The organism is Methanosarcina sp. MSH10X1 (assembly GCF_004099695.1).
Classification (GTDB): domain Archaea; phylum Halobacteriota; class Methanosarcinia; order Methanosarcinales; family Methanosarcinaceae; genus Methanosarcina.
The window spans coordinates 1-26,800 of the sequence record NZ_SCHL01000029.1 but is presented as its reverse complement, the minus strand read 5'-3'; the positions used below and the strand labels follow the sequence as shown (position 1 = coordinate 26,800).

The 26,800-nt window shown below is 43.4% G+C and carries 23 protein-coding genes and 1 tRNA gene; 16 read left to right on the top strand and 8 right to left on the bottom strand.

The features are described 5' to 3' along the window. Together EQO05_RS14520 and EQO05_RS14515 are read left to right on the top strand one after the other, a co-directional pair. Positions 1-534 (top strand): S-layer protein domain-containing protein (locus EQO05_RS14520; protein ID WP_128507724.1); only part of this gene is annotated, 534 nt, incomplete at its 5' end. Between the two features lie 179 nt (positions 535-713). Further along, positions 714-1,295, top strand: coding sequence for a hypothetical protein (locus tag EQO05_RS14515; protein ID WP_128507722.1), 582 nt, complete (start codon positions 714-716; stop codon positions 1,293-1,295). Positions 1,296-1,738: 443 nt separating this feature from the next. On the opposite strand, the gene EQO05_RS14510 is transcribed toward EQO05_RS14515, so the two are convergent. From EQO05_RS14510 to EQO05_RS14495, 4 genes are all read right to left on the bottom strand, one after another. After that, a complete protein-coding gene (locus EQO05_RS14510) occupies positions 1,739-2,497 on the bottom strand; it encodes a formylmethanofuran dehydrogenase subunit C (RefSeq protein ID WP_128507720.1) in 759 nt (252 codons plus the stop codon). Next, the gene (locus EQO05_RS14505) at positions 2,498-4,222 is read right to left on the bottom strand and encodes a formylmethanofuran dehydrogenase subunit A (RefSeq protein WP_240664760.1); all 1,725 of its coding nucleotides are present in this window, start codon (positions 4,220-4,222) and stop codon (positions 2,498-2,500) included. It lies immediately after the preceding gene. Continuing rightward, positions 4,219-5,523: a formylmethanofuran dehydrogenase subunit B gene (locus EQO05_RS14500; RefSeq protein ID WP_128507718.1), complete on the bottom strand. Its 1,305-nt coding sequence runs from the start codon at positions 5,521-5,523 to the stop codon at positions 4,219-4,221. The genes EQO05_RS14505 and EQO05_RS14500 overlap by 4 nt, the downstream gene beginning before the upstream one ends. Before the next feature lie 70 nt (positions 5,524-5,593). Then, entirely contained in the window at positions 5,594-5,977 is a 384-nt protein-coding gene (locus EQO05_RS14495) for a molybdopterin dinucleotide binding domain-containing protein (protein WP_128507716.1), read from the bottom strand. Between the two features lie 803 nt (positions 5,978-6,780). On the opposite strand from EQO05_RS14495, the gene EQO05_RS14490 reads away from it, so the two are divergent. Then, positions 6,781-6,891: transfer RNA gene (locus EQO05_RS14490), tRNA-Met, on the top strand. 550 nt (positions 6,892-7,441) lie between these two features. Here the strand turns inward: EQO05_RS14490 and EQO05_RS14485 are convergent. Further along, positions 7,442-9,214, bottom strand: coding sequence for a chloride channel protein (locus tag EQO05_RS14485; protein WP_128507714.1), 1,773 nt, complete (start codon positions 9,212-9,214; stop codon positions 7,442-7,444). Between the two features lie 472 nt (positions 9,215-9,686). Here EQO05_RS14485 and EQO05_RS14480 point away from each other — a divergent pair, with 472 nt between their 5' ends. From EQO05_RS14480 to EQO05_RS14420, 13 genes are all read left to right on the top strand, one after another. After that, a complete protein-coding gene (locus EQO05_RS14480; protein WP_128507712.1) occupies positions 9,687-10,763 on the top strand; it encodes a uroporphyrinogen decarboxylase family protein in 1,077 nt (358 codons plus the stop codon). Positions 10,764-10,906: 143 nt separating this feature from the next. After that, positions 10,907-11,632 carry a DUF421 domain-containing protein gene (locus EQO05_RS14475; RefSeq protein WP_128507710.1) on the top strand — a complete coding sequence of 242 codons (726 nt, stop codon included), beginning with the start codon at positions 10,907-10,909 and terminating at the stop codon, positions 11,630-11,632. A 166-nt stretch (positions 11,633-11,798) separates the two neighbouring features. Next, positions 11,799-12,239 carry a hemerythrin domain-containing protein gene (locus EQO05_RS14470; RefSeq protein WP_128507708.1) on the top strand — a complete coding sequence of 147 codons (441 nt, stop codon included), beginning with the start codon at positions 11,799-11,801 and terminating at the stop codon, positions 12,237-12,239. A gap of 138 nt (positions 12,240-12,377) precedes the next feature. Beyond that, positions 12,378-12,830, top strand: coding sequence for a hemerythrin domain-containing protein (locus EQO05_RS14465; protein ID WP_128507706.1), 453 nt, complete (start codon positions 12,378-12,380; stop codon positions 12,828-12,830). 228 nt (positions 12,831-13,058) lie between these two features. Further along, positions 13,059-13,511 carry a hemerythrin domain-containing protein gene (locus EQO05_RS14460; protein WP_128507704.1) on the top strand — a complete coding sequence of 151 codons (453 nt, stop codon included), beginning with the start codon at positions 13,059-13,061 and terminating at the stop codon, positions 13,509-13,511. A gap of 519 nt (positions 13,512-14,030) precedes the next feature. Continuing rightward, on the top strand, positions 14,031-15,035 hold the full coding sequence (locus EQO05_RS14455; RefSeq protein WP_128507702.1) for a phosphate uptake regulator PhoU: 1,005 nt from the start codon (positions 14,031-14,033) through the stop codon (positions 15,033-15,035). A 227-nt stretch (positions 15,036-15,262) separates the two neighbouring features. Beyond that, a complete protein-coding gene (locus tag EQO05_RS14450) occupies positions 15,263-18,061 on the top strand; it encodes a DNA-directed DNA polymerase (protein ID WP_128507700.1) in 2,799 nt (932 codons plus the stop codon). 413 nt (positions 18,062-18,474) lie between these two features. Beyond that, positions 18,475-19,368, top strand: a complete 894-nt coding sequence (locus EQO05_RS14445) for a PstS family phosphate ABC transporter substrate-binding protein (protein WP_128507698.1) — start codon at positions 18,475-18,477, stop codon at positions 19,366-19,368. A gap of 31 nt (positions 19,369-19,399) precedes the next feature. Continuing rightward, positions 19,400-20,290, top strand: a complete 891-nt coding sequence (gene pstC, locus EQO05_RS14440; protein ID WP_128507697.1) for a phosphate ABC transporter permease subunit PstC — start codon at positions 19,400-19,402, stop codon at positions 20,288-20,290. 2 nt (positions 20,291-20,292) lie between these two features. Continuing rightward, positions 20,293-21,150, top strand: coding sequence for a phosphate ABC transporter permease PstA (pstA, locus tag EQO05_RS14435; RefSeq protein WP_128507695.1), 858 nt, complete (start codon positions 20,293-20,295; stop codon positions 21,148-21,150). Positions 21,151-21,201: 51 nt separating this feature from the next. Then, entirely contained in the window at positions 21,202-21,978 is a 777-nt protein-coding gene (gene pstB, locus EQO05_RS14430; protein ID WP_128507693.1) for a phosphate ABC transporter ATP-binding protein PstB, read from the top strand. Between the two features lie 5 nt (positions 21,979-21,983). Further along, a complete protein-coding gene (gene phoU / locus EQO05_RS14425) occupies positions 21,984-22,634 on the top strand; it encodes a phosphate signaling complex protein PhoU (RefSeq protein WP_128507691.1) in 651 nt (216 codons plus the stop codon). Between the two features lie 204 nt (positions 22,635-22,838). Further along, positions 22,839-24,245: a dihydroorotase gene (locus EQO05_RS14420; protein ID WP_128507689.1), complete on the top strand. Its 1,407-nt coding sequence runs from the start codon at positions 22,839-22,841 to the stop codon at positions 24,243-24,245. 146 nt (positions 24,246-24,391) lie between these two features. Here EQO05_RS14420 and EQO05_RS14415 read toward each other — a convergent pair whose 3' ends face one another. The 3 genes from EQO05_RS14415 to eif1A are packed head-to-tail and all read right to left on the bottom strand — an operon-like array spanning position 24,392 to position 26,058. Then, the gene (locus tag EQO05_RS14415; protein ID WP_128507687.1) at positions 24,392-24,940 is read right to left on the bottom strand and encodes a KH domain-containing protein; all 549 of its coding nucleotides are present in this window, start codon (positions 24,938-24,940) and stop codon (positions 24,392-24,394) included. Position 24,941: 1 nt separating this feature from the next. Continuing rightward, positions 24,942-25,727, bottom strand: a complete 786-nt coding sequence (locus tag EQO05_RS14410; RefSeq protein WP_128507685.1) for a serine protein kinase RIO — start codon at positions 25,725-25,727, stop codon at positions 24,942-24,944. A 1-nt stretch (position 25,728) separates the two neighbouring features. Continuing rightward, positions 25,729-26,058, bottom strand: coding sequence for a translation initiation factor eIF-1A (eif1A, locus tag EQO05_RS14405; protein ID WP_128507683.1), 330 nt, complete (start codon positions 26,056-26,058; stop codon positions 25,729-25,731). Positions 26,059-26,800: the final 742 nt, after the last annotated feature.

The window sequence follows — 26,800 nt, the reverse complement described above, 5'->3', positions numbered from 1 at the left end:
GTCTTCCAGGGCGCAGTCGACAGCATTGCCCAGATCGAAGGTCTCTGGCTCATTGACTACGCAAACGCAATGACCATTGAATCTGACGATGAATTCGGTGAACTCAACGATGTTTCCATCCAGGGAGACAGCCTCGTGATCAGCAATGAAGACTCCTTCACTCTGACCAGAGACTCTGAAGAGGAAATCGCTGAGGGTATGTTCTTCAAGATTGCAGACACCCCAGCCAACCAGCTCAGATACTACCCATTCGTTGAGAGAACTGTCAGTGACAATGAAACCGCTGTTGACGACAATGAAACCGTTGTTGACGACAATGAAACCGTTGTTGACGACAATGAAACCGTTGTTGACGACAATGAAACTGTTGACGACGACAATGTAACCGATACTCCGGGAGAGACCCCTGCAGAAGAGGAACCAACCGAAGATGATACTCCTGCAGAAGATGACGGCCAGGCTCCTGGTTTCGGAGTTGTCCTCGGACTTGCCGGACTCCTTGCAGTTGTCTACCTCGTCAGGAGGAACAACTAAATTTTCTGATTGAAGGGTTTTCTTAACCCTTCTTTCTTTCAATTCTTTTTTGGTTTTTTTCTTGAGGATAACTTTTTATTTACGGATTTCTTAGTTCTGGCGATTCTTTTAAATCTGAAATCCTGATTCTATAAGCCATCGGGTTTTTTCAGGGTTTTTACAGATCAAGGTGAAGATTTATGAAAAAAAGTATAGCATTAATTTCTGTGTTTGCGGTTTTGATGATCGCTTTTTCAGGTTGCATCGGTGACGATAACCCAGCAGTTGATAACGGAACAGAGCCGGATAATCCGGGAGCAAGCATAAGCCCTGATGATACTGCGACTGATATTAGCGAGCTTGAAAACCTTCCTGCAGGTTTTGAATATGTTGGATCTCTTCCTCTTGATGAAACTGATATCAAAAATGACTATAACGCAGAGAATGTTTCCGGAATCGTGGGTGGATCCGAAGGGATGTACAAATACAACGGGTCTGACTTCTATCTGGATGTAATCGAGCTTGAGGATTCCGGGGCTGCAAATAACCTGATAGATGCATATAAATCCTCCTTCCTGCCTTTACAGAATGAATCTCGCTTTGTGGAAGAATCCTTTAATGGACACTCTGCTGTCCGAATAACTGATTACATTATATCCGGAGGAAACCCTGTCCCAAGGTACTCCTATATCTGGGACAACGAAAACTATGTGCTGGTAGTTTTTGGAAATACTGCTGACAGTACTCAGGTCCGGCAGTTAGCCGAAGCAACAGGATATTGATACATTTAACGAGAGGGTAACATCTTTCTACCCTTATTATATCCTTTTTTTACAGCTAATTTTTCGCATTCCTTGCCGAGCTTCTTATCCCATTTTCAGATCTTCTTCATCGTGCGGATATAAAGAACCAAGGCTCATGAAATCTGATGCAAATTCGTTAAAATGATTGGCACATTACTGCAAATCTTCTTAAAAAATCATCTCGAAGGTAGTACATAAACCCAATCTTTTAAGAAAACAAAAAAGTCAAAGTTTAATCTCGATTTAAAACAGACAATTCCAGTAATTATACTTTTAAGATCTAATATGACGGATAAGAAACGGATAAGATAAAGGGTCTTTTGGGAATTAATCCCTTTTATGATCTTATCCGCCGACTTAATCCTTTATAAGGATTTTATTGACTCCAGGTCTAAGATACCATCCGCTCAGAGATACTATTTTTACTTTATCAGCAGTACCCCTTTTCCACCGACATTGACATCGCCAACGAACTTCCGGTAGGTAACTCCTTCGACTTCTTCTGTTCCTTCTTCTTTATAGGATGGCAGAAGATCGGAGGTCTCGCCTTTGATAATGACGGTACCATTCTTCATTTCGCTTGCAGGCATCGTAGCATTGCCTTCAATTACAATTTTCCCGCCATTATTTGAAATTGCAGGAAGAAGTCCTACATTGCCTTTTACGAGGATTTCTCCTCCGCACATATGCTCACCGAGGTAGTCTCTGGCATTGCCATTGATAGTAATTTTTCCTCCGCGCATGCCGCAGGATTCTCCCCTGTAACCTGACCCTACATAGTAAGAGGCATTTCCGTTGAGTATGATTTCTCCGCCTGCCATCTCACAGCCGAGCCAGCTGTCAGCATCGCCATTGATTACAATCTTTCCGCCTCGCATATTGAAACCGCAGTGCATATCCACGTTGCCGTTGATCTCGATCTCTCCTGCACTCATGTTCTGCCCGATGCGTTTTACTCTTGAGACATCACCTTCGAAAACTATCTTTGTGTTTTCTACGGAGTCGCTTCCCTCGATCTTTACATTAAAAAACTCGCCGAGAGGGTACTGGCTGTTTCCATACCAGACCTGAATCGCCTTAATCTCTTCTTCAGTCTTGCCTGCAAAGTTGTCAGGATTTATGTCATCGGCTTCGATTGGGATTTTATTGGCTTCTTTGAGGGAAAGTCTTACAACCTGCATTTAGAACACCCCTTCCGTGGCGATTTCAACAGGCTTCTGGAGGTACATATCTTCAACCATATAGTTGGCTTTGCTCACGGTGTAGTATTTTTTGAATTTGACATCTATATCTTTCTGCATTGCGCTGTCGATGGCTGAGGGAACTTTTGCGTTTACCCAGTAGATCTTACCTTTAGGAGTGGCTTCGATCTCTCCGTTCTTTACGACAATCTCTCCGTCTTTCAGCGTGTATGCAGCACCTGAGAAAGCTTTCTTAACCTTTGCATACTCTATTGAGGGGTCAATCTGACCAGGCAGGATATCATATATTGCAATATCGGCGTCTGAGCCTGCTTTAAGGTTTCCTTTTTCGGGCCTGCTGTACATCTTCGACTGTGTGCTCCTGGTCATGACGGCAAGCTCGTAAAAGTCCAGTTCCCTATCGATTCCAGGCAGTACCATCCTGTCAAGCGCCATTTTGGAAAAGCCGGAAATAACTTCTTCCCTTCTTTTTGCACTCATCAGGTAAGTAAAGGCTTCAGGATAATTCACAAAAGAACCGCCATTCGGGCTGTCGGTTGTAAACATAATCTTCCAGGGATCCTTCACGAGCAGGGCAAGTTCGAGTCCGATCGCCCACTGCACGGCGTTTACAAAGCTTTTTGGAGAGTAGAACAATGGCACAACACCGGATGCGTCTTCCAGTTCAATATCCTGGTTGCTCCACTTCTCGTGCAGCATTCTTGCATTTGCATATTCCACAGGTCCGTCTGCGGTCATGGTTACTGCAGGTCCGAAGATAACCTGTCCGAGGTCGAAAGTCATATGGTCTGCCCCGTTCACATAATCTGCAACCATAGGAGCTCCGGTCTCAAAATCCCTCCAGGAGGTGCCTGCATAGGCGTTAAACTGCACGTGAGTCACGTGGAGAGCCTGCCTGTCCCTGCTCGGCTTAACCTTCTCGAAGAGCTTCATAGTTTCTATGGTAGTTGCATAATTTCCTGGTTTTCCGAGGTTATTACAGTGCACATGTACTGAGTGGGGAAGCTGCAGGCGCTCATTAACTTCTGCAAGACCCATCAAGATTTCAGCCGGGGTTACGTCAAAGTTCGGGACCGGATCGTAGAGCCCGCTCACGTTCTTTCCCCATCCCCAGGCTTCTCCTCCTCCAGGGTTTACGATTTTTACTCCATAGCCTCTCGAAGCTCTAAGACCCCAGGCAACATATGCTGCCAGCTTCTCAGGCTCCTTATCCCGGATGTATTCCATAACCTGCCAGTTGCTTCCGAAAAGGGAAAGCCCCATCTTGTCCAGGATTGGAATTTCTTTGAATTCCTCATGGGTGTGCCTTGCAGCAAGCAGGGGGATGGCAGCTTCACAGATAGTTGTGTACCCGAGTTTTGCGTACCTGTACCCGATTGCATAGGTGTTTGGAGTATTGTAGCCTACCTGCGCTCTCGTCTTTTCAGTACGTGCGACCTGGCCGGAGAGTCCGGGTACAAGATTCTTCCTTGCATCGTTCGGGTTAATGAAACGTCCTACATTAATCTTGCCTGCGCTGTGGGTATGCCCGTCAAAGCCTCCTGCCATTGTGAGCCTGCCCTCGGCATCGATGACTTTTGCGTTTGCGGAAACGCTCTCTACAATCTTGCCATCTTTTATGCAGATGTCCATGGTCTCGCAGTTAATTCCCTGTGCAGGGTCGCAGACGTTTGCGTTTTTAATCAGGATTTCCGACATCTTCATGCACCTCTCTTAAGTTCCCTGATTTTTGCAGTCAGGTCTTTTACGATTTCTTCGTCGGTCTTGAATTTTGATTCAATCAGTTTCTTCATGCGTAGAGAAATTGCGTCCATACGGTAAGCCGTTCCCTCGGCTTCTATTCCCACAACGGCTGCAGGGAAGACTACATCTGCAATTTCAGTTGTTGGGTTCGGGTATGGGTCAATTTGAATTACAGGGATTCTTGCAAGATGTCTGACTGCTTTCTGAGGGAAATGAGCCCCTGCATCAGCTGCAGCTATAATTGCAGCGTCCGGCTCTTCGCGTACAAGAAGATCGTTTGCCCCGGTCTCTCCCGGATTATAGTATGGATATCCTCTGGCAAAGTCGATTGCCATAGGGAAACCTGTTTCCCAGGTTGCCACCTGTCCGAAACCGGTAACATTATAGTGCCCACGCATTCCTATCATAACAGCTTTTGTGTGCTGGTTAAGGTCTGAAATTAGAGAGGACATAGCATCTCCGTTCTTGTATTTGGAACGGGATTGTGTGACTCCCATGCCGAAGAAGATGCAGACGAACTTTGCGTTTTTCAGGGTTTCTGCAAGTGCAATCACTTCAGCCTTGGGAACGCCTGCGACAGTCTCCGGAATTACGTCTTCGTGCCCGTTTACAATTGAACGAAGGGCAGTGACCAGGAGCAGGTCCGAGCCCTGTTCGATCTCTACATAGCTGTCAGCCAGTTTTGCAGTATCAGTTTTCCTGACATCGACAACTATCATTTTCCTGCCTTTCCGTCCTTTCTCGGTAAAGAGCCCCTTTGAAAAGCTTGAGTAACGGACCATGTGTCTTGGATGAGCATGCACAGGGTTGCAGCCCCAGAATATAATTACGTCTGCCCTGTTCTTTATTTCCCCAAGAGTGGCTGACGGGGCTCCTTTCTCCTGGGCTGCAAGCGCTGTTGGCCCGTGGCAGACATTTGCTGTTGAGTCAATAACTGAACCCGTTTCTTCGGCGAGCTGGATAGCCCCGCTGACGGTTTCACAGGAGGTAGAGCACCAGCCGTAAGAAAGAGTCCTTCTGGAATTTACCAGAATTTTTGCGGCAGCTTCAATCGCCTCTTCATAGGAAACCGGGACAAGCTCCCCATCCTTCCTGATCATGGGAGTTTCTATCCGGTCGTGCTCGAGCATACCTACGAACTTGCTGTGTCCGAGAATACAGGCGTTTTCGATTTTTGTGATTTTGTTATCTTCAACTGTGACTGTGATATCGTCGCAGAGCGAGCCGCAAAGCGAACACACTGCGTCCTTAACTACTGGCATATTTTTTCCTCCGAATTCTTCAGGTTTCCCGGGTTTAACTGGAAATCTAAATTTCTCGCTCCGCCAGACTTCAGGCTTCCCTGTACTTTTTCATCAGGGACTTCATGTCCAGAGGTTTTTCATCCGTGACTTCAATTTCTGCAGGGACGCCTTTGAATCCCGGCATTCCGCAGCCGTGGGTGTCAGGGCTCAGCACCGCGTTTGCCCAGGGTCCCATAGGGATAAAGGCAAGGCCGTCAGGGTTTCCTTCATTTGCCTTTGCAAAGACCACCACGTCCCCAAACTCGGTGGTAACCTTCAGGCTGCTTCCCTCGGAGGCTCCCAGCCTCTCAAGGTCAGCGGGACTGAGTTCGCAGTAAGCACACGCATCAAAATAACCCTTATGTGTCTTTGCTTCCAGATGTGCGCCCTGGTCGGCGGTCCTTCCGGATATGAGATTTGCTTTTATTTTCATCGGATTTCCTCATCTGGGTTCTGATCCAGGTATTTAAATAAGCTAAATCTTTGTTGTGAAATCTCAGTGTCAGTATTGGGTTTCCTCTTTCTAACAGCCTTCAAACCGTAAAATGGATATGCCCTTTCTCAGGATTATATTTATTCCGGCTTCGCTGGCTGTTTTAAAGGGTCTGGTTTAAAAATTTAGGGATTAATAAATAAGAATGAATGAATGAATGAATGAAATATGGAAGCTAACTGTAAAGTTTAATCTGTAAAGTTTAATTTTCCATGAGGCAGAAAGCAATTCTGTTAATACATCTGTTAATACAGTTTGACTTTTTGAGCCTCTAAGTTTTAAGGGGGTGCTTATATGGAAAGTGCCCTTTTAATTTCTTTAACTGGAAGCCTGATGTGATAATTCATTACAATTCTGGTTTATATATTTATTCAGAATTATTTGTTTCAGGCTTTAAGGAAGATATCTCACATGATATCTCTGGGTCGAAGCCCCTGCCGGGTGCGATTTTCTGCTTTCCCTGTTTTTAAAAATCAGTCTGAAAGCTATTATATTTCTTTCTTATTATATATATTTCTGCTATATAGCTATATCCCATTAATTTGTTTTAATATATATTACCCTATTATGTCAGCTCTGACATAACGTGTTCACTGATTCCTTTAATGTGCTCTGACCCGTGAAATATCCATTTCTCTTATTCTCAGACTCTCATCTTATAAAAAATAATCATACAGAGGCACCATTTTTGCATCTTTTGATCGTTAGCTTTTAATATAACTTTGTTCATTTGTGTGTTGCAAGCCCGGATAGCCTAGTCGGTTGGGGCGCCAGACTCATAGGGACAATTATATGAGGCGTCTTTAATCTCCTGAGATATCTGGAGGTCGCGTGTTCGAGTCACGCTCCGGGCACTTTTTTTTATTTGAAATTCTTTTATCTTTCCTTACTTATTTCCATTTTGAAATGTTTTTTACTTGTTTTTCCTCTTTTACTTGTTTTTCCTCTAGTACTGCATATTCTTTCTAATTATGAAAACAGTTCTGAATCTCTTATAAATGGAAATAAGAATCGTTTTTTGACGATCTAAAATCTTCACTATTCCCGTTTCCTCTGACATCCCTGATTCCGAAGACTCAATAGCTAAAGGCGTTTTAAGTTAGGATTACAATTATAAATATCGAAAGTTTCGCTATACTCACCCTTCGGCTGCCTGTCCTTCCATACAATAGTATCATTGTAAATGACAGGAGATCTTGCAAACCTGCTGATAGTCATTTTAGTTTCTTGCTCGGTGGAGATGGAACCGGAAGTTTCGGGTTTCCAAAACAGGATAAGTATAAACAAATAATAAAATTGGAAAGAAACATCGTCCGGCTACGGAATTCAAAATCTTAAGTTGACTAAACTCACGAATAACTTCAAAGCTTTAAATTCAACCTCCGGGATTGCAGACTCCTCTTGTCAGGCTGTGTCCCGGACTTTCTCAACGACTTTTTTGTTATATGAGTTTACGATATCACTCCGGGTGATAATGCCGAGAAGTCTGGTTTTATCCTCTCTGTCTACAACAGGGAGCCTGCCTATTTGCTTTGAGGCAAATCGTTTGAGGACGGCATCCAGGGTTTCATCAGGGTAGGCAACCTCCAGATGTCTGGTAGCGATATCCCGTATATTTTTATTAGTTTGTCCTGACTTAACTTTACTTCGGAGGTCTGAGAGGGTTACTATGCCTGAAAGTTTGCCTCTAGAATCAAGTACGGGAAAACCCACGTGCCGGCTTCCCTGCATGAGGGCGGTTAGTGTTTCGATACTTTTCTCTTCAGAAACCGTCTGAACATCTGTAATCATGGAATCTCTAACGTACATAGAGCTCATTATATCAACTTCTCTTCCTTTACGGATTTTGAACCCTTTCCTTCGGAGGCTCTCTGTAAAAATGGACTCAGGGTATAGAGCGTTTGACATCATATTGCTAAGAACGCAGGCGAACATGAGCGGAAGAATCATGTTGTAATCTCTTGTAATTTCAAAAAGTATGAGAATAGCAGTCAAAGGAGCTCTTGCTGTTCCGGCAAAGACTGCACCCATCCCAACCAAAGCGTAAGCTCCGGATTCTGCAATCGTTCCCGGGAAAAAGAAGTTTGCAGCCGTTCCGAACGCCCCTCCGAGCATTGCGCCCACAAAAAGAGAGGGAACAATCGACCCTCCTGCCCCTCCTGAACCAAGGCTCAGGGAAAATGCGAAAATTTTCAGGAAAAGCAGAATTACCATGAGCTTGAAGGTAAACTGATTGCTAATAGCATCCGTAATTACACCATAACCCAACCCCAGAACCCGAGGGTAAAAAAAGCCAATTAAACCTACTGCAAGCCCGCCCAGGGCAGGCTTAAAAACGGGATGGAGAGGTATTTTCGAAAAAATGTCTTTTGTAAAGTAAAGAGTTCGAGCAAATACCGTTGAAACTATGCCTGCAAGAAGCCCGAGGATTAGATAAAGTGCAAGTTCTTTATAGGGGCTGACCAGCAGGTAGGAAGGAATCTCAAGCGTTGCTACTCCAAAAACAGTACTGGAAACAACGGTTGCAAATACTGAAGAAATAACTAAAGGAATGAAGATGCTTGTCTCAAGTTCTCCGTAAATAACTTCTACAACAAAAACCACACCTGCAAGCGGAGCATTAAATGCTGCAGCTATTCCACCGGCTGCCCCACAACCAAGAAGGACCTTAAGCTGCTTTTCCGGACTCTTTAAAACTCGTCCTGCAATAGTTCCCATTCCTGCCCCTGCAAGAACCCCTGGAGCCTCTTTCCCCAGGGAACCGCCTGAACTGATGGTGATTATTGACGCAAAGACCTCAAGAAAAGAGTCACGAAGATTCAGGTGTGCGCCTCGAAGGGTCACGGTCTCTATAAGTCCGTCAACACCATAACGCTTTTTTATTAAAAAATGCGCGATAATCCCGACAATCAGCCCTCCTATAGCGGGCACGAAGATTACATAGTAATATGGAAACTCGTGTACAGAAAACCCTCGCTGCATTCCGAAAAGAGAATTGAAGTACTCCAGGGCACACTCATATACGCCTATTACCAGACCTGTAAGAAGACCAATTAGAATGGCAATCGAGTTGATCTTTGAGGATTCGGCATCAAATCTCTGGGTGATATATTCTCTTATCTGAGAACACTCACGTAGACCATAGAACCTTATTTTATGTTTTTCATCAACTTGCAAATGCTTGCGCCTCTTTATTCTTTAAACAGCTTCAAAACACAGGCTTTTTATTTTTTGACCAGACGCAGATATCCTATTTTTTCTTTGTCATGATCTCAGTAAACCAAAAAAGATTAACATTCCGGCACTAATCAGGCTCTCTTCCATTATTTCAAGCTTTTCTTTTGTAATTTAACTTTTTGCATAGGCTAATGTCTAATTATTTTTACTTGATTTCTCTGATTTTAATTTCCTTTAGAACTTTGATTTCCAGAGTTTTATTTTTCCAGAACTTTGATTTCTACAAAGCCAATTTTTTAGAATTGCTTACCGGGTTCTCTGGACTGAGATTACTCTTTTCGACTTACTATGTAATCCATAAGATCGAAATCGTACGGCAATATCTGATATTTTTTGTTTGGATTATTACTTTTCGGTATATATTTATGACTTAAGTTACATACTTTAAAGAAATATAGCAGGGGATAATACTATGACATTACGAATGACATCATCCGAACGTATGGCAGCTGTTATATCAGGTCAAAAACCTGACCGTATTCCGGTAATCCCATTTGTAGAGGGATATTCCTCAACAATTACAGGCATATCACTTGGAGATTTTTATGCTGATGGGGATAAATGTTTTGAGGCGCAGTTCGCATCCATGCGGCTTCACGGTTATGAACAGACTCCAATGTATGGATATGCATCCTGTGGAGCATGGGAATTTGGTGGAAAGATCGGGTTTCCCTACAGGAAAGGGCAGGGTGCGCCTTATGTAACCGAGCATCCTGTGAAAACCGTGGGAGACATCGAAAAACTTGAAGTCCCGGATTTTAAAAGGGAATTGCCCGGCGCATATAAGATCGCAGACAGGGTTGCAGCCAGGTGCTTTGAACTCGGAATGCCGGTTACTGTACAAACAGGCAGTAATTTTACTGCAGCGTCTGTTGTTGCAGATACATCTGAGTTTTTAACATGGCTCATTATGGAACCCGAAGCAGTTCATCTCTTACTTGACAAAGTAAGTGACATGTTTATTAATGCTTTAGACTATTTTGCTGACAAGTATGGCTCAGAAAGCCTGCTTCCTTTCGACGGAGGACCGTCCGAATCAAATAATATGATTCCGCCGCAGATGTTTGAGGAGTTTGCATACCCATATATGAAAAAGGTTCACACCCATGCAAAAGAACTGGGAATACAGGCTATGCTCATGCACCCATGTGCAAATCAGAATCTGAACCTTCCATATTATAGAAAATTAAGGGAAGAACTGAACTGGTCAGGAAAATATTTCTGGCTTTTCGGACCGGAAACTCCTGTCAAAGATCAGGTGAAGGCTTTCGGAGAACATGACGTTATCTGTGGTAATATCAATCCTACACTTTTCCTTACCAGTTCATATGAAGAACTTCTGGAAATATGCAGGCAGAACATCGAAGAGGGTATAAAATCTCCATCAGGGTATATTCTTTCTCCTGGATGCGAATTCCCTGTAAATGCACAGCCTGTAAAGCTAATGGCGATGATAGATGCAGCGGAAAAGTATGGCAGATATGAATAACGTACAGGTGCGAATTTAGATTCTGCAAAAATTTCGATTAATAAGTTTTTATAAAAGAGGATTTGAATAATCCTCCTTTTTTCTATCATAAAAAAGCTCCAATAGTGATTTAATTGTATAAATGAGAACTTTTAAGCTCTTTTATGCCTTTATTAACTGATATGGCAGAATCTTCCATAGAAGTTTTCGATATAACAAGGATTCTTATAGCCGATGCTCCCTGGCATTTCCTGCTTGAAATAATTGTCAGGTCAGCTCTTATGTTTGTTTTTGCACTTATCTTTATGCGTTTCTTAGGAAGAAGGGCAATTCATCAGTTAACCTCTTTTGACCTTTTGCTCATTATTGCCCTTGGGGCGGCTTTGGGGGACCCTATCATTTATCCCGATGTCGCTATCTTATGGTCGGTTTTCGGAATCGCAACCATTACGGTACTCTATAAAATACAGAACGCTTTGGGAAATCGATTTGCCTGGTATGAGGATCTGACTGAAGGCAGTCCTGTAAAATTAATATCCGAAGGGATTCTTGACTCAAAGGAACTTCAGAAACATACCCCCACTCAGGATGATATTTTTCTTTTACTGAGGAACCAGGGGATCCGAAGTCTGGGGGAAGTTGAGGTTGCTTATCTTGAAAGGGATGGAAGCCTGAGCGTATTCGAATACCGCGCCGGGAAACAAAAACCGGGTTTACCCACAATCTCCGAAGACATGATCGACGAATGGGAACCTCACGAAGCAGGCACGAAAGTTGAAGTTCCAGGCTATCACTCGTGCTACAAAACGGGTGAGACTATCTGGCTGGAAAAAGGCGATACCTTTCCTGACTGTGAAGGCGAGATCTGGGTATTGTCTGAAGAGGTATAAAATTTTTGAACCATTTACTTTTTCCAATAGATTTCATGAGAGTGGTAAAAGAGAATTTAATCCATGCTTTTTGATTTTACTTTTCTTATAAATTAGGCCCTGTAGTTATATATTTATATTTTTGTAAAAATAACTCTTTATTATACCTCAAATGAGGGGGGAAATTATGGAAACAATTTACGATATACTGAAAGCAGAACACAGGCAAGTAGCTGATCTTATCCAGCAGGCAATGCGTGATGGTTCAAAAGAAACCTTCTTTAAAATCAAGGCTAAAACCGAGCCTCATCTGATGGGGGAGGAGAAACTCTTCTATCCTAAGCTTGAGGAGAAATCAGAGTTACGCGAGCTTGTCAGCCATGCCTACGAAGAACACAACGAGATAAAATCAATTTCTTCAGAACTGGAAAGTATGGATGCCGGCAGTTCAAACTGGACTTCCAAGCTTAAGGAACTGGATGAAACTGTAAGTCACCATGTAGAAGAAGAGGAAAACAAGGTATTCCCAGAGGCTCAAAGAGTCCTGAGCAACGACAAAGCACAGCAGATTGGTCAGCAGTACCTTGATTTCTCAAAGACTTTTAAACAAGAGCATCCAATGCCCTAACAAATAAAAAGTAAACGAAGAGACTACCGGTATCAGGATCTGACTTCTACTTGACCGGCTCTCTTTATTCTCTTTTTCCATTATACACTTATTTGCGTAATCGTGAGGGCAAATTTTTTAGATCTAAATGGGGGAACTATGGAGACGATTTATGATATTTTAAGCAAGGAACATAAGATTGTACTTGGCATGTTTGAAGAAACTTCTGGCAGCATTTCAAAAGAAGCCCTTTTTAGAATAAAAGCTGAAATCGAGCCTCACATGGCAGGGGAAGAGAAACTTTACTATCCGCTGCTTGAGGAGAAAGAAGAATCAAGTGACGCCGCTCGTAAGGCGCATATAGAACATAACGAAGCAAGAGCCCTGATGTACGAACTTGAGGGCATGGACGAGAATAGTGAGGATTGGACTACCAGACTCAATGAGCTAAAAGAAGCTATAATGCATCATGTGCAGGATGAAGAGAGTAAGGTGTTTGAAGTATCCAGAAATATTCTGGGACAGCAAAAGGCAGAAGAACTTGCTCGGAAGTACCTTGAGTTTAAAACCAGTTACAGAGAAAAAATCGAAGCTGGAGAATCTCTTGCATAACAATTCAGGCTCTAAAAATATATCGTTCTTTCTGAAAACTACCGGAATTTAACTTCTGAAACTCAATTTCTCTAATTTTATTTCTATCAGTGCACTAAAAGCAGAAGCTGTATTAATAATAGATTAAACTCATAGTTACTATTGCTACTGTTTTTATAAATTAGATATACAGGTTACCTATTTATACGGCTGTCTAACTACTTTCTCATACTAAATGAGGGGGAAATTATGGAAACAATTTATGAAATTCTGGAAGCAGAGCACGATCAGGTAGCTGACCTTTTGCGCCAGGCGTTGAGCGATGGTTCAAAAGTATCTTTTACTAAAATAAGGCTTAAAACTGATCCTCATATGATGGGGGAAGAGAAACTCTTCTATCCGGTCCTTGAGGGGGAAGAAGGGTTACGTGAGCTTATCAGTCGTGCTTACAAAGAACATAATGAAGCAAAAGCTCTTATCGCTGAAATAGAAGGTATGGACGAGAGAAATGAAGAATGGATTGCTAAACTCAACGAACTGAAACAGAGCATAGATCATCACGTAGAAGAAGAGGAAAGTAAGATTTTTGAAAGAGCTCGAAATGTCCTGAGCCAGGAAAAAGCAGAAGAACTTGCTCAAGAATACATTGAGTTCAAAAGGGGCTATATGAACAGAGTAGAGACCGGGAAGCCTCCTGTATGAAAAAATATAAAATATAATCTGCAATTGAAGCCTGATTTTCTCTTAATAAGTTCTTTTTATTTTATTACTACTTTTCCTTCTTTAATTATGCTATGAATTCAGGCCAATCTTATTAACGATGTTCTACGGATTAAATCTGCTTTTTCAGGTGGCTTTTTTATACTTTATTCCGATCTTCGCATTTTCCATCCAGACTAATTAGTTTTGATTTATCTACTGGAGAACTGTCAACCTGAATATCTACATGTTTTTTTACTGTATCTGCTTGTGTTAACCGCAAAAAAGTTTTATATAAGTGCTGATTTTTGATATGTCTGGTTCATGCCTGATTCGTATGGGATTTTTAGTGCAACTCTATGTTTTTATACGATTCAGCACTGATCCTATATACCATACTTAGACCGGATTGTCAGGTTTTATTTCTCACTTTAGCGTCCTATTTTCAGGATACCTTTATATATTACTTTACTCTATATAGTTCTCTAAAGATTAATTAGAATACCCTCAGGGGGTTTATTTATTACCAAGGATAAAAGAAAAGTTCAGTTTACCGGAAATTCTACTTATATTGTATCCCTCCCTATAAAATGGGTCAGGGATATAGGGCTTGAAGCCGGGGATACCCTCACTCTCACACCCATGCCTAATAGAACCCTGCTGGTTTCTTCAAGTGTGGTCTCAAAAGATCATTCTGCTCTTAAGGCAACGATTGATTATATTCACTCCGACAGCGCCGAAAATAATCTCCGAATTCTTATTTCCCATTATCTTGTGGGTTATGATGTCATCAGGCTGACCACCAAAAAGGGTTTCAGTGCTTATGACCGCAAGTTCATCAAGGATTCCGTGCGCCAGAAGCTGATTGGGCTTGAACTTGTGGAAGAATCCCGAAATGAGCTGGTCTTCCAGTGCCTCCTTAATTACAATGACCTGCCGCTTGGGCGGGTAATCAAAAACATGTACGGACTTGTACTTTCCATGCTTGAAGATTCCATGTCTGCCCTCAGGGATCACAATGTGGAAATTGCCGAAGATGTTATCCAGAGAGATGACGATGTGGACCGCTTTTATCTTCTTGCCGTCCGCCAGCTTAAAGCTTCAATTGAGGATATCGAGCTCTCTGATAAGATCGGGATCAGGCACCCCAGAGAGTGCCTGGGATACAGGCTTATTACAAAATGCATTGAGCGTGTAGGAGACCATGCGGTAAGAATATCCAGAAACGTCCTTAAAATGGAATCCGGGGTCGGTGCGGATAACCCTATCTTCGAGATGGCTGAACTCTCACGTAAGGTTTTCGGAAGCTCAATAGACTCAATGACCGAAGAAGACTTGCAGGCTATTAACAAAATCGTTGTAGAAGCCAAGAGAGTCTCCCAGTTCGGGGTTTCTCTTGAGCCGCAGAGTTGCGACGGTCCCGGTAACATTGAACTAAGCATGATTCTGGAAAGCCTCAGAAGGGTTTCGGAGTACAGTGCTGATATCGCGGAAGTTGCAATCAATATGAATATTAAGCAGGTCTGAAGTTGAGAGGCAATGGACGTTCAGGTACAGGAATAAAGGTATTTACATACAATTACTAGTTCCTGAAACCTTTTCACTCTATTATCTCTTTTTTCTTTCCTTTTATCCCTTCATCCTTTTTGAGCCTCTGTCCTGCTTCTTCAACGTTGAGAGAATTCAGAGCATGTTTTAAGTCTTTTCTTTTCAAAATACAACAAAAGCTATATGTCTATCTAAAACCGTAAACCATGCCTATGGATTTCCAGATCTTGGATGCAGATTATGAAGTTATTAATGACAGCAACCCCGTCATCCGCCTCTTCGGCAGGGGAGCGGACGGGAAGAGTGTTTGCTGTTTTGTACCTGATTTTCAGCCTTATTTTTATCTCAAGGCTTCTGGAGACCTTCACGCCGTAGCCAGGCTTATCAAAGATACTTTTGCGCAAGTTCAAAAAGTCGAAATTGTCGAGAAATTCGAACCTATTGGGTATCAGAAAACAAAAATAAAGATGCTCAGGGTCACTACTCACCTGCCAAGAGATGTGCCCGAGATCAGGGACGATATTCTGAAACTCCAGGAAGTAATGAGAGCTGAGGGCAAATGGGAAGTCTATGAGACTGACATTCTCTTCAGAAATCGTTTTTTAATTGACAGAAACCTCGGAGGTATGGTCTGGTTATCTGCAGAAGGAGACGCAGTTGATCCTGCAAGATATTTCCGGGGAAGCAGCTCAGGCAGTTCTCGTTGCGAAAACTACGCATGTGATTATTCAATCCTTGCATCCGGGTTTAAAAGAGTTGAGAATCTTACCATTGCTCCTCTTAAGTATCTTTCTTTTGACATAGAGTGCTTGCCTCTTGACGGGGGAATGCCTTCCCCGGACGTTTCACCTATAGTAATGATCAGCTTCTCTTTCGAGCCAGAATACAGAGGGCATAAAACTCTTGTGCTTCTGGCAAGACCTGCGAAAGATCTAAATTCCGATGTTCTTCCCTGCAAAGACGAAACTGAGATGTTAAACCGGTTTTTCGAAATCTTCTGCGAATACGACCCAGACCTTGTAGTGGGATATAACCATCAGGATTTCGATATTCCCTACATAACGGACAGAGTCCGGGCTCTGGTTGCACAGGGGAAATCAATAAACCCTGTTGTCGGCCGGGACGGCAGCAAAATCGGCTACAGACGATTCGGGCTTCTCACCCGTACCGAAATGAAAGGCCGTGTGGTTGTTGATGCGCTTCCTCTTGTAAGGAGAGCTTTCAGTCTCAAGCAGTACACTCTGCGTGCGGTCTCAAAGGAACTTTTAAGCCGTGAAAAGCTGGACGTCCCCCCACTTGAAATGGAAGAATACTGGCTCGATACAGGGGAGAAATTCAAAAAATTTGTCGATTATTCACGCAGAGATGCCGAACTGGCTCTCGAACTTATCCTTAATCTGAGGCTCCTTGACAAGTATATCGCTCTTGCCCAGGTAAGCGGAAGCCTGCTTCAGGAAATTGTTGATGGTGGCCAGACTTCGATGGTTGAAACCCTGCTTCTCAGAGAGTTCGGGTTCCGCGACCGGGTGCTCCTCCCCAAGCCCGATGACGGGGTTTCAGCTGAGCGATATGAAATGAGTTCCGATCTTAAAGGCGGAGAAGTCCTGGAACCCAAAAAAGGCCTTCTGAAAAATGTTCTCATTCTTGACTACAAGTCCCTTTATCCAACTATAATGATGGCACATAACCTGTGCTATACTACTGTAGTTACAGGCGACAGGCCCGACGGGGTGACTATCAGGCCTCCGTCGGGAGGGGAATTCGTGCCTCCCGAAGTTTACAAAGGCATTGTGCCTTCTATCCTTGAAGATTTGCTTAATCAGAGGACGCAGACAAAGAAAAGGATGAGGCAGGCTTCGGACGAAAATGAATACAGAGTACTTGATGCTACTCAACTTGCCGTTAAAATTTTGCTAAATAGTTTCTATGGTTACTCCGGGTATGCACGGGCAAGACTTTACAGCCTGACGCTTGCCAATGCCGTAACCAGTTTCGGAAGAAGCAATATCCTGAACACCCGGGAGATTATCAACAACACTATAGGAAAAATCGTTCTCAGGAATGAAGCGGCTTTACTTCTTGAAGAAGCCGGAGAACTCTCTTCCCAGGATAGGGTAGTTGAGCTGTCGGTTGCCTATGGAGATACGGATAGCGTCTTTGTCCACTGTCAATCCCACGGAGACCTTTCGCTTGAGGAGGTTAGCCTTGTAGGTAACAGGCTTTCGGATATTGTTTCTGCCTCCCTGCCTGACCCAATGGAACTTGAATTCGAGTCCGTTGCGAAACGTGCTCTCCTGATCGCAAAAAAACGTTATGCTCTCTGGCTCTTTGAGCCCAGGAATTCAGGCTGGGAGGATAAAATTAAGGTCAAGGGCATGGAGACGGTCCGAAGGGACTGGTGCGAACTGACCTCAATAACTCTCAACAGGGTTCTTGAGCTTGTGCTTATAGAAGGTAATGTTGACCGGGCTGTAGAACATGTCCGCGAGGTGGTTAGCGATGTCAGGAACCTTGACCCTGCAAAAGACTCCGAGATTATTGAAAGCCTTGTACTTACGCGCACCCTTACCCGGAAATCGGAGAGCTACAAGAACAAGCAGCCTCACCTTACAGTCGCGGAGAAGCTGAAAAAACGGACCGGTGTCATGCCTTCGATAGGTACAAGGATACCGTTTGTTATTACTGCCGGAAAAGGGCTTTTTGTCGATCGGGCTGAGGACCCGGACTATGTCAGGGAGCACAATATCCCTATAGATGTGGACTACTATGTCAAGAAGCAGATACTTCCCCCGGTAGAACGTATTCTGGAAGTTTTCGGGGTTCAGCTCTCTTCACTCGATTTTGATTCCAGGCAAAAAGGGCTATTTGATTTTGAAGCCAGGAGACCTGAAGTAAAGAAACCGGAAGAGCCCCGCTCTAAAAGAGAAAATCACGAAAAGGCTCAGGAACAGACTCTATTTAAGGAGAACGGGCGTGCAGAGCAAAGTTCCCTTTTCGATTTCTAACCTGCTCTCTTTTCGGTTTCCTGCCTCTTTTCGGTTTCCTGTTTCTTTTAAAAATAGCTTGAATTTTAAACATTTCAAGCCTGGGTTTTTCTAAACTTAGCTCCGCCTAATTTTTTACTCCGGCTCTCCCGGACCTTAGATTCTTTGAGACTGTTTTCTCAGTTTGACCTCTTTCCTGCCTGCCGCTGGGCTTCTATACCGGATTTTCTTCAGGTTATTTTGTTTTTTGTCTATATTTTATATAGAACATATATATTACATTACTTTATTCCATCTTCCTAAGTCGTATGTACTTCTCTATAATATATAAGGCGAATCTTTATATATTTCTCTCTTCTATTGTGAATTATACTGGTACCAGGTTAGTTAAATTTAGATTACTGACTCATCACTTCCAGGTGGAGTACCCCAAAATGGTAGACAGCTTGAAAAATCACATAATCTTTACATTACTCGTGCTCGGACTTGTTTTACTGGGAGCTGGATGTACTGGAAACGAAAACAGTAAAGACTCTGCTAAGGAGGCCTCTTCGGGAAGAGCCGGATCACAGGAAATTTCCCTTAAAGGTTCCGATACGGTTTTGCCTCTTGCCCAGGCAGAAGCTGAAGAATTCATGAATGAGAACCCAGGTAAAAGTGTAACAGTAGCCGGCGGTGGTTCCGGTGTTGGAATTACAGCGCTTATTGACGGGGAAGTGGATATCGCTACCGCGTCCAGAGAGATGAAAAATGAAGAAATGGAAAATGCCGGGGTAAACGGAATCATTCCCGTAGAACACGCTGTTGCTTATGACGGAATCTCAGTGATTGTTAATCCACAGAATCCTGTTTCTGAACTTACCTTTGGTCAATTACGCGGTATTTATAACGGAAGCATAACCAGCTGGAAGGAGATTGGTGGGGATAATAGGCCGATTGTAGCAATCTCCCGAGACAGCAGTTCAGGAACGTATGAATATTTTAAAGAGGAAGTTCTGCTTGGAGATGAATTCCGTCCGGATGCGCTTACACAGCCAGCTACAGGAGGGATTATGGGTGAGATCTCTCAAAATCCCAATGCAATCGGATACATAGGTGTAGCATACCTGGATGAAAGCGTAAAAGGGTTAAACCTTGACGGGGGGAACGGCTCTGCGGCACCAAGCCCTGAGAACATTACCAGCGGTGTATACCCACTCTCAAGGCCTCTATATTTCTACACAAACGGAGAGCCTTCAGGTCTCACAAAGGAATTCATTAATTTTGTGATGAGCGAGAAAGGACAGAACCTGATAAGTGAGGTAGGATACTTCCCGATAAATAATTAAAGTCTGAAAAATAACATTTTCAGGAGAAGTTATGTTTAGCAGGAATTCTAAGGAAAAAGGAATCGAATCTGTGCTTTTCGTTATAAGCACCCTTACGGTCGCAATCCTTTTTCTCATATGCTTATTTCTATTCAGAGACGGTTTACTTCTTTTTAAAGAAACGTCTCTTCTGGATTTTCTCACAGGCAAATTCTGGTACCCGACCTCCGTAAACGAACAATTCGGGCTTGTGCCTCTATTTCTGGGCTCTCTTCTTGTGACTGTCGGAGCAATTTTATTTTCAGTTCCTCTGGGAGTCGCTTCCGCGATATATATTTCTGAGATTGCACATCCGAAAGTTGCGGATTTTCTAAAACCCTTTATTGAGATTCTGGCAGGCGTTCCATCTGTTGTTTACGGGTTTTTCGGGCTTGTTGTGCTGGTCCCTCTTATGCAGGAGACCTTTAATCTGCCTACGGGACAGACTGCGCTTACAGGTTCCATTATGCTGGGAATTATGGCACTCCCCACAATCGTCACCATTTCAGAAGACGCAATAAGCTCGGTTCCCGGTACTCTCAGGCAGGGTTCGCTTGCGCTTGGGGCTACAAGATGGCAGACTATATATAAGGTCATAATTCCTGCAGCTATTTCCGGAATCTCAGCAGCTGTAATGCTTGGTGTGGGAAGGGCTATAGGAGAGACAATGGTTGTTCTGATGGTGACCGGAAATGCTGCAATAATTCCTTCTTTTCCGGGAGGATTTCTTGATCCTGTAAGGACGATGACCGCAACAATAGCGCTTGAAATGGGGGAAGTCCCTCAGGGAAGTGATCACTTTCATGCTCTCTTCGCTGTCGGATCCGTACTTTTCATTATTACCTTTCTGGTTAACCTGGTTGCGGATTCAATTAAAAAGAAATACAGGTTTAAGGTGAGCTAATCATGGGTTTGAGTCCAAAAACAAGCGAAAAGATTGCCTTTTCTCTGTTAATTCTTGCTACGTTAACAGTCACAGGTTTCGTGCTTATTATCCTGGCTTACATTATCTTAAATGGATACGGGGCAATTAGTATTGAATTCCTTACACAAATGCCCAACCGGATGATGACTGCGGGTGGGATCTATCCTGCAATTGTAGGTACCATAGCCCTGATCACAGGTTCCATGCTTGTAGCTCTTCCTGTGGGAATCATGGCTGCCATATATCTTAACGAGTATGCAGGAGAATCCCGCACCACCTGGCTAATCGAAATGGCAATCAACAATCTTGCAGGAACCCCGTCAGTAGTCTTCGGGCTTTTCGGGCTTGCGTTATTTGTGAAATATTTCGGTTTTGGCCCTTCCATACTTTCGGCTTCGCTTACGCTTGCTCTCCTGATTCTTCCGGTAATCATCCGGGCTACTGAAGAAGCCCTGCTTACGGTCCCTAATGAATATCGGGAATCATCCCTTGCACTTGGGGTCAGTAAATGGCAGACGATCAGGTATGCAGTATTGCCAGCTGCCATACCCGGAGTTGTTACAGGGTCAGTGTTGAGCATAGGAAGGGTTGCGGGAGAAACCGCTCCTATCCTTTTTACAGGGGCTGTTTACTTTCTGCCAAGGATGCCTGATTCGATCTACTCCCAGTTTATGGCGCTACCTTACCACCTTTTCGTGCTTTCAACAGCCGGTACAAATGTTTCAGAAACCAGACCTATCCAGTACGGGACAGCCCTGGTTTTGTTGATCATCGTACTGGGTTTGAATCTTGTAGCCGTTCTGATTCGCAGGCATTATAGAAATAAATTGAAAATTTGAATGGAGTTTTATTATAATCTATCAAGCTTTATACAATTACGAGGTCCCTAAATGACTGAATCTGTTCAAAACGTATCTCAACCTCAGATAGAAGTGGAGAATCTTAATCTGTGGTACGGGGAGAAACAGGCTCTTAAAAACATTTCCATGCAGATCCCCAAAAACAGCGTAACTGCCCTTATAGGGCCCTCAGGCTGCGGAAAATCCACTTTCATCCGCTGTTTAAACAGGATGAACGATCTTATTAAAAATTGCAGGATTGAAGGTAAAGTTTCAATAGAAGGCAGAGATATCTACGGGCAAGATGTGGATGTTGTTGAGCTTCGAAAGGAGGTGGGCATGGTTTTCCAGAAGCCCAATCCTTTTCCTATGTCGATTTATGATAATGTTGCGTACGGGCCGCGTATACACGGCGCAAGTAAAAAAGACCTTGACGGCATTGTTGAACAGGCACTCCGTTCGGCTGCGATCTGGGAGGAAACTTCAGACAGACTTAAGTCTCCTGCCCTCTCCCTAAGTGGCGGGCAGCAGCAAAGACTATGTATTGCCAGAACCCTGGCAGTAAAACCCCGAACAATTCTTTTTGACGAGCCCACGAGCGCTCTTGACCCAATCTCCACTTCAAGGATTGAAGATCTGATCATGAACCTTAAAAAAGATTATACCATAGTAATCGTAACTCACAATATGCAACAGGCAGCAAGGATATCAGACTATACCGGATTTTTCCTTATGGGGGAACTGATTGAGTTCGGTCAGACCAGGCAGATTTTCCATAATCCTCAAGAAAAGAGTACTGAAGATTACATTACAGGCAGGTTCGGGTGATTGGGATGGTTCGAGAAAGATACTTGAGGCAGCTGGATCTGCTCAAAGAGTCCGTACTCTCGCTTGGAGAGATTGTGGAACTGATTTTCAGAGACTCCATGACTTCAGTTATAGATCTCGATATCGGGCTTGCTGAAAAGACACTTGTCCTTGAGCCGGGAGTTGATAAATTCGAGGAAGAAATCGAGGCTTCCATATTTGACCTGCTTGCCCTTCAGCAGCCCATGGCAAGCGATCTCAGGCTTATCGTATCCTCTCTCAAAATCTCGGCGGATCTCCGACGGATTGTGGGATTGTCAATAAATATAGCCAAAATTCCCGGCAGAATGGAAGGCGGACATGTAAAACCGCTTGTAGATACGAAAAGAATGGCGGATATTGCCGCACTTATGCTTAAGGATTCCCTTATGGCTTTTGAGACCCAGGATGTCGAGCTTGCAAAAGCAGCAGCAGCAAGGGATGAAGAGGTCGATAAACTCTTCTATTCAGTCTGGGTCGAATTGATAGAAATGATGGCAAAAGATACGAGTATTATCTCCAGGGCTACAAATTTGCTTTTCCTGATTCGCTACCTTGAGAGAATTGCAGACCATTGCTGCAATATCTGTGAAAGCGTGGTCTATCTTGCTACGGCTGAGAAGGTTAGATTGAACTGAAATGGCTTTCTCGCCTTTTCTTTTTGTCGTTTCTATTTTTTCTTTCCTGGTGCTGAATTCGCATCCGACTTTCCTTTAGCTTCCGGCTAACATTTCCATATTTTTGGTGGGCTTCCCTGAAAATTTATTTGATTTCTTTTCTCACCATTTCCTGTTCTCTCTTATGTACAGGTTTTAAGTACATTTATAAGCATATAGACGCCCATGCCTGATATTTTTATCAAAAATACACGAATTTATTATAATAATTCGCTTCAACCTGCCGAGATCATTATTGAGGATGGCAAAGTTACTAAAATAGGAAAAGATCTCAGGGTCTCGAGCTCGGATACCGTAATAGATGCAGGAGGCGCTCTTACCCTGCCTGCAGGGATTGACGTACATGTTCATTTCAGGGAGCCTGGGATGACTTTAAAGGAAAACTGGTATACGGGCTCGTGTGCAGCAGCTGCCGGGGGAATTACCACTGTTATCGACCAGCCAAATACCATGCCTCCAACAACCGACAGGCGGGCTTTCGAACAAAAACTTAAACTTGCCAGGGGAAAATCTGTTGTTGATTTCGGGATCAATGGTGGGGTAACAGGAAATGTCGAGAGATTAAAAGAACTCTGGAAGCTGGGGGTCACGGCTTTTGGGGAAATCTTCATGGCCGAATCTACAGGCGGGCTAAACATCAATGAGGAAACCTTTGAAGACGCACTTGCTGAAATCAAACACCTTGGCGCGCTTGCGACCATTCATGCCGAAGACGAGAAGATGCGTCTTGAGCTGGAAGAACTGTTAAAAGGAGATACTTCCTATGAGTATCATTCAAGGGTACGCCCAAATGCGTGCGAAGCAGTTGCGTTTCAAAAAGCCCTGGAGCTTGTTTCCAGATTGAAAATCAGGGCTCACTTTTGCCACATGAGTACGCTTGAGGCTACAGGCATGATACGAAAGGAAAAATACCTTGCAAAAAGGGAAAATAAAGAACCTCTCATTACCTGTGAAGTCACTCCTCACCATCTCTTCCTGTCTACACGAGACTGGGAAAGGCTAAGATCTTTTGGGAAAATGAATCCGCCTCTTCGGGGAAGTCACAGTATTAAAGCTCTGGTAAACGGGATTAACGACGGTACTATTGACATGGTAGCTTCGGATCATGCCCCGCATCTGGAATCCGAAAAAGATGTCGATATAAGAGTCGCTCCCTCGGGAGTGCCTGGGGTTGAGACACTTATGCCTCTTATGCTTGCCGCGGTCAGAAAGAATATTCTACCGCTTTCCCGGATGATCCTGCTCACAAGCTGGAATCCGGCAAAAGCCTTCGGGCTGGACCGCCAATTCAAAGGCAGGCTTGAGATAGGTTTTGATGCCGATCTTGTTATTGTAAATCCACGCGACCTCCGCCATATAAAGGCTGAGTTCCTGCACAGTAAAGCAGGATGGACTCCTTTTGAAGGCATGGATGGAGTTTTTCCAGAGTATACTCTATCAAGGGGTGAGATAATCTGGACTGAAGACTCAATTAATGCAAAACCCGGAAGGGGCAAATTCTTGGAAGGTAAAGGAAAGAGATCAGAAGAGGACGAAGAAGATCTCGAAGAGGCTGGTGAGGCCCAGAGTTAAGAAAAAAGGGTTTTAGGGAGCCAAGCAAAGCTGAAAAAGTTCCGTAAATAACAGAAAAATTGAAAGCCAGTTTCCAGGAGAGTTCATTAAAATCATAAATTCTTTGAAATACGATGTAATATCCTGAAGCGTGGCTTTCTTATTTCTTAATAAAAGTCAACCGAGTCCATCTGGGACTGCAAAAGCTCCTGATGCTTTTTTTCCAGGAATTTGTAGACTGCCCCGTGGGTAGCTCCATCGAGGAGCATCCTTATAGCTGTCCGGATTATAGTGTTTTGTTCAGGGTGCCCAAGTACGGATACGGTCTTTCCGTATACCGAGATCTTAACATTTATCAGGGTCTCCGCAAGCTCTCTGGTTCTTCCGCTTCTTCCTATTATACGGCCTTTTACCCGCTGCAGCTCTTTTGGAGTGGTAGCAATATCAGAAAGGTCGATGACCTCAAGCATAAGCATATCATCTTCCAGGAGTTCGAGAGCTTTTTCGGGACTAAAACCTCTTCCTATCGCTTTGAGAGTTTCGAGAACCCTGAATTCTTTCAATGGGTCTTCTTCACAGGTGACGTCTATCTTTCCGCTTTCGCTGTCGATCTCAAGCTGGCATGTAGTTTTGTCCTCGATAAACTTTTTTGTTTCTCCTTTGGGACCTATTATTACTCCGACTCTTTCTTTGGGGATTTTGACATACTGGGTCATATCATTCCGCCTGTATTTTTGTAAGTAGCTCTTCAGGTTTGTCCTTTATCCCATAGCGACTGAAGAACCTGAGTATATTTTTCACGTCCCTGTAGAGGAACTCCCGGGCGTTAGGATGCTCCAGGGTCACGGATTGTCCCATATCAATGAATATGGGAGTCAGGTTATTCGGGTCGATCAGGATATTGTATTCGCTCAGATCGGCATGTACAAGGTTTGCTTCTTTATAGAGCAGACGCATGTATCCAACGACCGTGTCAAAAATAAGCTTTGCCTCATCATCTTCAAGAGGTGTATTTTTGAGAAGAGGGTAAGGTGCCTCTTTTTCTCCCATAAACTCCATGATAAGAATATTCTTCTCGGCAAGCACAGGCTCCGGGACTCGCACTCCTGCGCTTTTCGCACGCTTCAGGTTCTGAAGTTCCTTGCGTGTCCATGCAAAAATGATATCTCGCTTGTTATTTCGAATATTTGTGAAGCGAGGATCCTTCATAATATAGGCATCCATAGCCTTGAAGGTGCTGCTGGCAATCCTATAAATTTTTATAGCCAGTTCTTTGTTATCCGGGCCGTCGGCATAGAATACATTCGCTTCCTTTCCTGTACTGATAGCTCCGCCCATAGCCTTTATTATTCCTTTGTTGGAAAGGGTATAAAGAATCTTAAGGGTGGGGACATCAAATACATTTTCTTCTACCTTTAGCCTCTCGGAGTCTTTCTCCCTTGCCCGGGACTTATCTTTAGCGCGATCGATGCGCTTTATTTTCTCTTCCTGATCCATTACTATATTATCCTTTCAGGTATCCTTTCCTCTCGAGCCAGTCTACCTGCGGCCTTGTATATTTCCAAATCACGTCGGCTTTTTCGTTCTGGAACTCCCAGGGCACGACAATAACAACGTCTCCCTCTCGAATCCAGGTTTTTTTCTTCATTGAACCCGGAATCCTTCCCATACGAACGACCCCGTCCATGCAACGGAGCCTCAGCCGGTTTGCACCCAGGAGACTCTCTACAGTTGCCAGGATCTCGTTATTTTCCCTGCGCGGTGTGCGTATTCTTGTAACGGTTTCTTCCGTGCCTGGTTTGGATGTAGGTTTCTTTAAGTCTGCCAGTTTGATACCTCATTTTACGTAATTTATATTTATTATTGTGTTTTTTATTTTTATACTCTTAAATCCCTTATATATCATTTCTTCAAGTTTTAAGGTTATTCGTTCTGCAGCTTTCAACTTTCTGTTATTATTTTAATGCTGCGCTTTCCTGCTTTCATTTACTCTCTTCTTATTATTATTTTTTTCTAAGTAATTGAACGGGCGATAAGTATATATAATGGATGCCCCTTTCTATGTTCCACGCGCAAAACAAGCGCGGGCCGCTCTTGAAATTCTAATTTGAGAGTGAATATCGGGGTTTAACAAAGCAGATTTTCAACAATTTTTGAGTTTGCTTTTGATAAGTGCCCTGAACAAAAAGCTTTATATATTAAAACGGATGTATATGTGTTCCCTGTCTCAGCATGAATTGATTGTGCTGGAAGGGTTTTCTCATAGCGATCTGGTTCATATTTTCTCCTCATTTGAGGGGGAAAAGATACCTTTAAATACTATGAGCACATAATTATGTATTCCCGTTCTAGTGTGGTAATCTACACATGCTAGAATGTTCACCTGGTATTATGCTATCTAAATTCCCTTCATTTAGAAGGTGAATAGATATCTTTAAATACTATGAGTGTGTATCTATAACTTCCTGCATCTTAAATGCAGCAATTACTACTCATTAATAATGGAGTCAGGAGTTATTTCCTGACTGACGAGGATTTTGTCGGTTCGGTTAATTCTGGGCGGTGAGAGTTTTTCA

What these genes read in the sequence shown, in the direction of transcription:
- EQO05_RS14475 (WP_128507710.1), top strand. Translation starts at nt 10,907, where the DNA reads ATGCCTTTATTAACTGATATGGCAGAATCTTCCATAGAAGTTTTCGAT.
- phoU (WP_128507691.1), top strand. Translation starts at nt 21,984, where the DNA reads ATGGTTCGAGAAAGATACTTGAGGCAGCTGGATCTGCTCAAAGAGTCC.
- EQO05_RS14470 (WP_128507708.1), top strand. Translation starts at nt 11,799, where the DNA reads ATGGAAACAATTTACGATATACTGAAAGCAGAACACAGGCAAGTAGCT.
- EQO05_RS14515 (WP_128507722.1), top strand. Translation starts at nt 714, where the DNA reads ATGAAAAAAAGTATAGCATTAATTTCTGTGTTTGCGGTTTTGATGATC.
- EQO05_RS14480 (WP_128507712.1), top strand. Translation starts at nt 9,687, where the DNA reads ATGACATTACGAATGACATCATCCGAACGTATGGCAGCTGTTATATCA.
- pstC (WP_128507697.1), top strand. Translation starts at nt 19,400, where the DNA reads ATGTTTAGCAGGAATTCTAAGGAAAAAGGAATCGAATCTGTGCTTTTC.
- EQO05_RS14450 (WP_128507700.1), top strand. Translation starts at nt 15,263, where the DNA reads ATGCCTATGGATTTCCAGATCTTGGATGCAGATTATGAAGTTATTAAT.
- EQO05_RS14505 (WP_240664760.1), bottom strand. Translation starts at nt 4,222, where the DNA reads ATGAAGATGTCGGAAATCCTGATTAAAAACGCAAACGTCTGCGACCCT.
- EQO05_RS14495 (WP_128507716.1), bottom strand. Translation starts at nt 5,977, where the DNA reads ATGAAAATAAAAGCAAATCTCATATCCGGAAGGACCGCCGACCAGGGC.
- EQO05_RS14510 (WP_128507720.1), bottom strand. Translation starts at nt 2,497, where the DNA reads ATGCAGGTTGTAAGACTTTCCCTCAAAGAAGCCAATAAAATCCCAATC.
- EQO05_RS14500 (WP_128507718.1), bottom strand. Translation starts at nt 5,523, where the DNA reads ATGCCAGTAGTTAAGGACGCAGTGTGTTCGCTTTGCGGCTCGCTCTGC.
- pstB (WP_128507693.1), top strand. Translation starts at nt 21,202, where the DNA reads ATGACTGAATCTGTTCAAAACGTATCTCAACCTCAGATAGAAGTGGAG.
- EQO05_RS14415 (WP_128507687.1), bottom strand. Translation starts at nt 24,940, where the DNA reads ATGACCCAGTATGTCAAAATCCCCAAAGAAAGAGTCGGAGTAATAATA.
- EQO05_RS14460 (WP_128507704.1), top strand. Translation starts at nt 13,059, where the DNA reads ATGGAAACAATTTATGAAATTCTGGAAGCAGAGCACGATCAGGTAGCT.
- pstA (WP_128507695.1), top strand. Translation starts at nt 20,293, where the DNA reads ATGGGTTTGAGTCCAAAAACAAGCGAAAAGATTGCCTTTTCTCTGTTA.
- EQO05_RS14465 (WP_128507706.1), top strand. Translation starts at nt 12,378, where the DNA reads ATGGAGACGATTTATGATATTTTAAGCAAGGAACATAAGATTGTACTT.
- EQO05_RS14420 (WP_128507689.1), top strand. Translation starts at nt 22,839, where the DNA reads ATGCCTGATATTTTTATCAAAAATACACGAATTTATTATAATAATTCG.
- EQO05_RS14445 (WP_128507698.1), top strand. Translation starts at nt 18,475, where the DNA reads ATGGTAGACAGCTTGAAAAATCACATAATCTTTACATTACTCGTGCTC.